The organism is Kitasatospora sp. NPDC050463, from assembly GCF_040655255.1.
Lineage (GTDB): Bacteria > Actinomycetota > Actinomycetes > Streptomycetales > Streptomycetaceae > Kitasatospora.
The window spans coordinates 1-8,875 of record NZ_JBFAJO010000148.1 but is presented as its reverse complement, the minus strand read 5'-3'; the positions used below and the strand labels follow the sequence as shown (position 1 = coordinate 8,875).

The following is an 8,875-nucleotide window of genomic DNA, read 5'->3' as shown; positions in this document are numbered from 1 at the left end:
AGGCCCCACTTTCATGCCCTGCCGACTGAAGATCACCCGACCGAGTCGGCAGATTCGAACTCACAATCACCAAGGTCGATAGAGCAACGGCTAGTCATCGTTGCAGCACAGAAGGCACTTCGCTTTTCCGATCATGATCCGGACGCGCCCCCAGATGAAACGCGCAGGCACCTCCGCGTTTCGGTTGGGGCTGGCTGAGCTGTGCTGATCTTCTGGGCGGCGGGGCCGGGGCTGCCGTCGGGGGGTGGGCATGGTGAGGGCCCGGCGCGGGGGCCGGGTGCTCCTGTGGTCCTTGGGTCGGGGGCGGTCAGGGCTTCTTCGTCGGTCAGGTGGCGGGTCGGGGCAGTGCTGCCAGGCGGCTGAACGCGGCGGTCAGTTCGTGGCGCCAGGGCCAGGTGGCGGCGATCCGCAGGTGTAGGCGGCGGGCTCCGCGGGTGATCCGGGCGGCTGTGTGCAGGAGGCGGTAGCGGAGCTTCTTGGGTTCGGCGGTGGCCAGCTCGCCGTCCAGCAGCAGGGTCCTGGTCCAGGCGAGCAGGTCGATCGCGGTCAGGGACAGCTCCAGCCAGACCTGGTTGATGGCGAAGTGGCGGGAGGGGAAGCGGCCGAAGCCGGTGGTCTTCCCGCAGCGGATGTGGTCCTCGACGCGGGCGTGAGCGCGGTGGCGGACCTCCAGGTGTTGCAGGGATCCGCCGCCGGCCAGAGCTGTTCCGGGATGTGGACGATCACACCGATCGCGGTCACGTAATCCCCAGGTGCTGGCCTCGGCGTGCGGCTTGGTTGGCCACCACCGCGGGCGGCAGCTGGCCGCCGTCGGGGCGGCACCACCGCAATGGATGTGTGGGGCAGAAACCAGACTGAGCTGCTCTGACTTTCGTGGAGTCCCTGATGTCTGGGTTTGTTACGATCCAGGCGTAAGGAGAACCACGAGCAGTGCCAGCACCCCGCAAGTACCCCGATGAACTCCGTGAGCGCGCCGTCCGCGAGGTCCGCTCGACGGGCCGCCCCGTCGCTCACGTGGCCCGTGACCTGGGCATCCACAAGGAAGCCCTGCGGTCCTGGGTGCGTCAGGCCGAGGCCGACGCCGGAGAGCGCGACGATCGGCTCACGACCGCAGAGCAGGACGAGCTGAAGGAACTCCGCAAGGAAGTCGCCGAGTTGAGGCGGGCCAACGAGATCCTCAAGGCCGCCAGCGTGTTTTTTGCCCAGGATATCGACCGTCCCCGGACGAGGCCGAACAGGTGATCGACCACCTGCGTGACGGCTTCGGGGTCGATCCCGTCTGCCGGGTGCTGGAGCTGTCGCCGTCGACGTACTTCGCCCGCAAGCAGCGGCCGAAGTCGGCCCGCCGGCTCCGCGACGAAGAATTGATCCCGCTGGTCACAGCGGTGTGGGAGGACTCCGGCCGCACCTACGGGGCCCGCCGAATCACCCGCGCCCTGACTCGCGCCGGTCACCAGGTCGCGCGGTGCACCGTGGAGCGGTTGATGCGCGAGCTCGGCATCGAGGGCGTGATCCGCGGACAGCGCCGCCGCACGACCGTTGCGGAGCCGGCGGCGCCGCGTCCGCCGGACCTGGTCAACCGCCACTTCGCCGCCCGGCGCCCGAACCAGCTGTGGCTGGCCGACCTGACCTACGTCCGCACCTGGTCGGGCTGGGTCTACGTGGCGTTCGTCCTGGACGCGTACTCCCGCCGGATCGTGGGCTGGCAGGCCGCCACCCACATGCGGACCGACCTGCCGCTGGACGCGTTGGAGATGGCGCTGTGGCGGCAGAAGATCAAGAAGGATGCCGACCTCATTCATCACAGCGACCGGTTGAACTCGCCCAATACGTATCCATTCGCTACACGGAGCGACTGGTCGAGGTCGGCGCGTCGGCATCCGTCGGGTCCGTCGCGGACTCGTACGACAACGCGATGGCAGAGCCCTGAACGGCACGTTCAAGGCCGAACTGATCGAGCATCAGGGGCCGTGGCGGGACTTCGACGAGGTCGAGCGGGCCGTCTTCCAGTGGGTCGCGTGGTACAACGGTGAGCGCCTCCACTCCGCGCTCGACTACATGCCGCCCGACGAGTACGAGCAGGCGTACTGGACGAGACTGGAGCAACACCCGCAAGTCGCCTGATCACACGATCGCGGGCTCCACGAAAGTCGGGGCAGCTCAAACCGCTTAGTTAAGCTTGTCATTTATCCAGGCGGCGGGGCTTGGTGCCCTTCTTGTGATGGGCGGGTCTGGTGTACGCCTCGCCGGTGGCGAGGACCCTTCCCACGTCGTGACGGGTTTCCGAACGGTTATTCCTCGAACCGAGCGGGCGCCCGGGGCCGGGCCGGGAGGGTTTCGGTGCTCGCGCTGGCGTTGGGCTCTGCGCCTGGAGGTTCCTGAACCCCCGCCGCACCCGGGCTGGGGTCAGCTTGTTCGATTCGGCCCGCTTCTCCCACGGCCGACGGAGGTCGGCGGCCAATGGACGTGCGAGGCGGAGCTGCGTGTGGGCGACGATCACCAGCCACGTCCACCGGTCAGCCGCCTCCGGACTGCGAAGTCGCGGCTTCGTCCAGCCCAGCGTCTGCTTGAACAGGCGAAACGTGTGCTCGATGTCGAACCGCCGCAGGAACGACTGCCAGCAGCGATCGACATCGGCGGGGCTGGCTCCGGTGCCCGACCACCAGAGCCAGACCGGCTTGTTGACCCCGCCGCTGGGCAGCCTCTCGACGCTCAGCCGGATGACGGTGCCCTCGATGACCGGCAGTTCGTCGGCATGGTCGAGCCAGGCCCCACGTCGGGTGAGCCTCGGGTGGAGCCGGTCCCAGGCCCGTGCGGTGGCCGTGCCGTAGAGGCGGGTGTCGGTGACGGTCACGGCCTGCTCCTCGCCCCAGGTGTCGCTCTGGCCGAAGACGAACTCACCGCCGTGCTTGGGCGGCCGACCACCGCCCGGGTTAGCCAGCGCGAACTCCGCGCGGGTCGGCGCCGGTCGGCGCATCACCCGGTCCGAGCGGAGCCGTCCCAGGACCTGCACCGGCAGACCGGACAGCAGGTGGTGGATGCGGGGTGCATCGTACCCGGCGTCCAAGACGACCAGGATCTCCGGATCACCCTCGCGCCACTGACCCGAAGAGAGCAACCCCTCTACTACATACCAAAGTTGGTCGGCAGTGACGGCGGCGATGTCCGCGCCGGGCTCCAGCCGGACCGCGTCCAGGATCGCCGTCCAGGACGTGCGGCCGGTCTCCAGTGCGGCGACGATCGAGTAGGGCCAGCCGGGGATCATCCGGTGCTCGTCCTTGCCTCGTCCGTACGTGTGGCAGAACGAGCGGTCCGGCGCGGTCGCCGCGTCCGGCCGCAGCCACGGCGAGACGTCCACTGCCAGAACCAGGCGACCGTCCGCGGCCAGGGGAAGCGGCAGGCCCGCCAGCGTTTGCCGCAGGCGGCCGACGTCCAGGTGGCCCTTGTTGAGCGCGCCGTACATCGCGCCGTGCCCGCGTCGGTGTTCCGGCGAGAGCGACAGGTCCACCAGTGTCTTCACCGGGCCGTCCGTGCACAGCAGCGCGTCGGCCAGTTCGAACAGCGCGTCGCCGCGTCCGCCCAGGCAGTCGTAGAAGTCCGCCCGGAAGCGTGACAGTTCCGCGAACGCTTCCCGTCGGGCATCGTTCTTCGTCACACTCATTCATCACGGCCTTCACGTTGACCCCTGTACCTCGTCGCAGAGTTCAGGATCACGTGAAGGCCGCTCCGACGTCCGCCAAACCCCCGTACGAGTGACAGGGCGAGTCGACCCTCGGCAGACGGCTGCTTGTGCTGCAGCGAACGCCCCGGCTACCAGCAGGAGGGCCGGGCTCGGTGTCGGCACCTCACCATTTGTGGGCCTCGGGCCGGATCACGGGCAGCCCCCGTGGCTCCAGCACACCGCTGATCAGCTCGGCCAGGAACTGCACCAGCCCGCCGGTGTAATGCCACCAGTCACCATTTCGTGAGGCGACGGTGACGGTCCACTCCTGCGGGCCCGCCGTGCTGGTGCTCCACAGGAAGAAGTCGCCCTGGTTCGACCCGCCCCAGGGGAGCAAGCCGCCCGGAGCGGGGTACGGGTGCAACGGGATGACGGGGTCGTTGTCCTCGCACCACTCCATGACGGTCTCCAGATCCTCCTGGAGTCCCTGCGGCCAGTCCTGCTCGCGACCGACCGCAGGGTAGTAGACGGAGAGGAAGTCGCCGAGCACGAAGGTGGGGTAGAGCTCGCAGAGCCGCTTGTAGTCGGCAGGGAGTGAAGCTCCCAGTGCGCCTTCGAGTGCAGGCCAGTCGAAGGTCTGGGGCACCGCGAGGCGAAGTGAGCTGAAGCCGGGTACGGCATGCTCAAGTTCCGTGATCGCCTCGTCAGGGTCGATCAGACGGCGGCGCGGTGTCTGGATGCCAATGAGATCTTCCACCGGCTCAGGCTGTCATGGCGGCCAGCCGCCCGCCTGGCCGATCCCCGCCTCGCCGCCGGCAGGTCCTGTTCCACCGCGCCGCTCTGGCGGTCGCACGGTCGGCAAAAGCTCGACTCCCGCCAGCGCCAGACCGGTCGGGTGACGTGCGGCGGCGAGGCAAACGGTTAAACGGCAAGTTAAGGACCCGTTGTCGAACCGGTCTGGCGGCTCCAGGCGGTCGCCTATGCCTGGGGGAGAGGCAGCTCGGTCCAGATGCATTTGCCGTCGGACGTGTAGCGGGTGCCCCAGCGCTGGGAGAGCGCGGCCACCAGTTGCAGACCGCGTCCCCCTTCATCGGCGTCCGTGGCTCGGCGTATCCGGGGTGTGGCCGCGCTGCGGTCAGAGACCTCGCAGACCAGAGTCCGGCTACGTAGCAGACGCAGCCGCGCGGGACCTTTCGCATGCCTCACCACATTGCCGACCAGTTCGCTGGCCAGTAGCTCAGCAGCCATCACAAGGTCGTCAAGTGCCCAGACACCGAGTTGCTCGCGGACATGAGTCCGTGCCTCACCGGCGGCCACCGGTCCGTCGGACAGCTCCCAGCAGGCCACGGCGTCGGGAGGCAGCCGGTGGGTGTACGCCACGAGCAGGGCGGTGTCGTCCGCGGTCTCCCGCCCGGCGGGCAGGAGAGTGCCGGTGACAGCGTCGCACAGTTGTTCAAGCTCTGCCTGGCTGTCGCCCTGGGCGGTTGTGGTCCGTACGGGCTTGCCGGTGAGGACCCTGGCGAGTTCGGCCATGCCGCTGTCGATGTCCCGGGAGGCGGACTCCACGAGACCGTCGGTGTAGAGAACGAGGCGGCTACCCTCGGGCAGACAGATCCGCACGCTGGTGAACGGGGGTTCGGCCGCTCCCAGAGGCGGATCCGGCACCAGGTCGGAGAAACTGACCGAGCCGTCGGGCAGGATGACCGCCGGCGGCGGATGACCCGCCCGGGCGATGGAGCAGTCCCCGGTCACGGAGTCGTAGACGGCGTACAGACAGGTCGCGTAGAACTCGTCACCCAGGTCGGTGAACAGGTCATTGAGGTGCGCGAGGATCTCGCCCGGCGGAAGATCAAGGTCGGCGAGGGTGTGCACGGCGGTACGCAGCCGCCCCATGGTCGCGGCCTGGGCCAGTCCGTGACCCATGACATCGCCGATGACGAGAGCGACCCGGTCCGCGGACAGGGGAATGATGTCGTACCAGTCACCGCCGACCTCGGTGCTGCTGGCGGGCAGATAGCGGGCCGCCGTGGTCAGAGCGGGCGTCGAGGGCAGGGCGCGCGGGAGCAGGGCGTGCTGCAGGGTCTTGGCCCGGGCATGCTCGAGGTCGTACAACCGGGCCCGGGACAGGGCCTGGGCGAACATTCCGCTGAACACCGTGAGCAGCTCCCGCTCCTCGCGGGTGAAGCGGCGGGGCTCGTAGTAGGACAGCACACAGCAGCCGATCGGTTGCCCTGAGGCGATCACCGGCAGGAACGCCCATGCCTGCTTGCCGGAGGTGCCCAGCAGATGGGCCAGCCACGGATACCGCGCGGCCCACTCGGCCGGTGAGCCGATGAACCGCGGCTTGCGGGTACGGGTCACCTCCTCGACCGGCCCGCTGCCGCTGAGCGGCAGCCTTTCGAGGCTGCGGATGTGGTCCTCGGAGTATCCGACGGCTCCGACCACGTGCAGTCGGCCCTCTCCCACCACCTGCACCAGCAGCCCGGCCGAACCGAACCGCGGCATCACATGGCCGGCGAGGACATCGACGACGTCCTGCATCGTCACCGCCTCGGACAGGGCGACGGCCAACGCGCCGATCGGACCCGACTGCTCGGCCACGTCCGGCCACGTGGCACGAGCCCGCCGGTCGGCCTCACGGCGCGCGGCGCGCGTCCGGTCGTCGGTGACATCGGTGAGGTAGGCCGTCAGTCCTTCGGGATGCGGGGCCAGCCGCATGTGGTACCAGCGCCCGTCCGTCGGCCACCGGAAGTCGACAGCCACGGGTACGTTGTCTGCGGCGGCCTGACGGCATCGCTCCTCCAGCCCCGCTACCTGCCCTGCCGGGCCTTCCCACAGGCCCCGGCCCACGATGTCCCGGGCACGGCCGAGGAGGTGTTCGGCCGCGCCACTGAGGAAGGTGATCAGCCAGTTCCGGTCGACCCCGAGGAAGGCGTCGCCCATGTACCTCATCGCGTCGCCGACGGCCTGCGGGGCGATGCGGCTCTCGGTGGTGTCCCAGACCGTGCCGACCACGCGTTCCGGCTCGCCCCGGTCGCCGGGTACCGGGCGGCCCCGGCTCCGCATCCAGCGCGTGGTCCCGTCCGGCCGACGGATTCGGTAGTCCGCCTCGTAGATGTCACCGGTGCGCAGTGACTCCTCGACGGCGGCCATCACCTTGGGCAGGTCATCGGGGTACACCAAGTCGGCCCAGCTCCCGAGCCGGCGGACGCCTGCGCCGGACACGCCGAGCAGCCCGAGCCCGACGTCGTCCCAGGACATGTCTCCGGTGGAAATGTTCCACTGCCACGAGCCGACCTGTACAGCGTCCAGCGCCATCCGCAGGTCGGAGCCGACGGGCTGCGTGTGCAGCCCCCGCCGGTCGACCACCCATTCGGGGGACGAGACGTGTGTCACCACCCACCGGGCTGCCTGGTCGAGGAACGTCCGCTGCGCGGGTGTCGGCTCGCCCTGCGCCGTCAGGACGGACAGCGTCCCCAGCTGTGCATCCGATTCCGCCAGCGGGACTGCCGCCACCATGGCGACAACCGGCTCCCCGTCCAGCGGCCGGACGCCGCAGACGGCAGGCATGCACACGTACCCGTCGTCACGGAACGCGATGGCGAGAGCACTGTGAATGTCGTCCTCGGCGATCTCCGCCCACTCCTGGAGGGCTGGCCGGGGCAGTCCGCTGACGGCCACCAAGCGCAGGCGCCGACCGCCTCCCTGCCCGCCGGACCAATGGACCATCCCCGCGAACCCGCCGAGTTCGGCCATCGCCTGGTCTGCAACGCAGCACAGCATCTCGTGGGCCGTGAGCCCGGCACACAGGGCACGGAGCATATGAAGACGTCTGCTCTGCCTAAGTCCCGCGGTTTCCAGGCCCGCTGTTGCACGATCTGTCATGCCACACCTCGCCGGCGCTCCCGATGCGCGGCTCACATATACCTACAAACGGACAAAACACCCGCATGGTCAATTTAGCACCGGCTTCCCCCGGGTCGACCGAACTCGGGCTGCCGACGCTCGGCAGCGGCACCTCCGCCGGCATTGTCACGTTGGCTGCCGGGGGTGGGACGATCTTGTGGTTGGTCGTAGATGTCGTCCGTGCCGCCGTCGTACAAGGGGCACCGGTACCCAGTGGAGGTCATCTCGCACTGTGTGTGGCTGTACTTCCGGTTCCCGCTCAGCTTCCGCGAGGCCGAGGAGCTGATGCTCGAGCGCGGTGTAGATCGTCTCCCACGAGAGCGTGCGGCGGCGGTGCCTGAAGTCGGGCAGGCCCAACGCGCTGCGGCGCCGGCGCCCGGGGCCGGCGACAAGTGGCACCTGGACGAGCTCTCCGTGAAGATCAACGGCGCGTGGAATTACCTGGTCGCGCGGTCGACGCCGACGGCAACGTGCTGGACATCCTCGGGCAGAACCGGCGGGCCACCACGGCGGCCAGGCGTTTCTTCGGGAAGCTGATGAAGACAACCCGATCCGTGCCGAGGGTGGTGGTCACGGACAAGCGCCGCTCCCACGGCGCCGCCCACCGCGAGGTCATGCCCTCCGTGGAGCACCGCGCCCACAAGGCCTGAACAACCGCGCCGAGAACTCCCATCAACCGAGGCAGCGCGAACGCGCCATGAGGGCTTCCGCACCGTCGGCGGAGCCCAACAATTCCTGGCCGCGTTCAGCGGCATCTCACCCCACTTCCGGCCACGACGCCACTGCTCACCGCCCCCGACCACCGCACCGACGTCTTGAAGTGAGCTGCATCACAACAGCTCCTTCGGAATGCAACACACACAGATCTCGACGTCACAAACATGGCGACGGAATTCGACCTGCCCAATGACCACACGGTCCAAGCGCACACGGCTTCTGCGGACACAAGGCACACCTTCGCCGTTCGAAGGCTGCTGCACTGGTATCGCACCGAGGACAACGTCCAGGCGAAGATCCCGTCGCTGTCGACCTATATGGGCTACCGCGAACCGGCCCGATGCTTGCGGCCCGGGCCGCAGGTCGCCGAGCGGGGAACTGTGTCGGGCTGCCTGTCGCTGCGCGCGAAGGCGGGGTCACGCGTCCTGTTCGGCTCCGGTCATCAGGGCGAGCAGGCTGTGGGGCGCATTGTCGTTGATCATGATCGTGTAGAAGTCGTCATCGTCCGCTTCCACGGCGGCGGCGCGGGCGAACATGGCTTGTTCGTGCGCGGCGAGGGCGGCCTCCGCATCGCCGGGGTGCGCGGCGAGG

3 protein-coding genes and 4 pseudogenes are annotated in these 8,875 nt (G+C 68.9%); 3 read left to right on the top strand and 4 right to left on the bottom strand.

Annotated elements, in window-relative coordinates:
- Positions 1-325: 325 nt before the first annotated feature.
- Positions 326-697 (bottom strand): annotated as a pseudogene (locus AB0J08_RS40175) (transposase); the annotation flags it as partial.
- 233 nt (positions 698-930) lie between these two features.
- Between AB0J08_RS40175 and AB0J08_RS40170 the strand changes: the two are divergent.
- A pseudogene (locus AB0J08_RS40170) lies at positions 931-2,124 on the top strand (IS3 family transposase).
- Between the two features lie 58 nt (positions 2,125-2,182).
- Here AB0J08_RS40170 and AB0J08_RS40165 read toward each other — a convergent pair.
- From AB0J08_RS40165 to AB0J08_RS40155, 3 genes are all read right to left on the bottom strand, one after another.
- Positions 2,183-3,661, bottom strand: a complete 1,479-nt coding sequence (locus AB0J08_RS40165) for an NF041680 family putative transposase (protein ID WP_360644670.1) — start codon at positions 3,659-3,661, stop codon at positions 2,183-2,185.
- A 184-nt stretch (positions 3,662-3,845) separates the two neighbouring features.
- On the bottom strand, positions 3,846-4,418 hold the full coding sequence (locus AB0J08_RS40160) for an SMI1/KNR4 family protein (protein WP_360644667.1): 573 nt from the start codon (positions 4,416-4,418) through the stop codon (positions 3,846-3,848).
- Positions 4,419-4,639: 221 nt separating this feature from the next.
- On the bottom strand, positions 4,640-7,546 hold the full coding sequence (locus AB0J08_RS40155) for a SpoIIE family protein phosphatase (RefSeq protein ID WP_360644664.1): 2,907 nt from the start codon (positions 7,544-7,546) through the stop codon (positions 4,640-4,642).
- Positions 7,547-7,738: 192 nt separating this feature from the next.
- On the opposite strand from AB0J08_RS40155, the pseudogene AB0J08_RS40150 reads away from it, so the two are divergent.
- Positions 7,739-8,350: pseudogene (locus AB0J08_RS40150) on the top strand (IS6 family transposase); the annotation flags it as partial.
- Positions 8,351-8,448: 98 nt separating this feature from the next.
- Positions 8,449-8,875, top strand: a pseudogene (locus AB0J08_RS40145) (hypothetical protein); the annotation flags it as partial.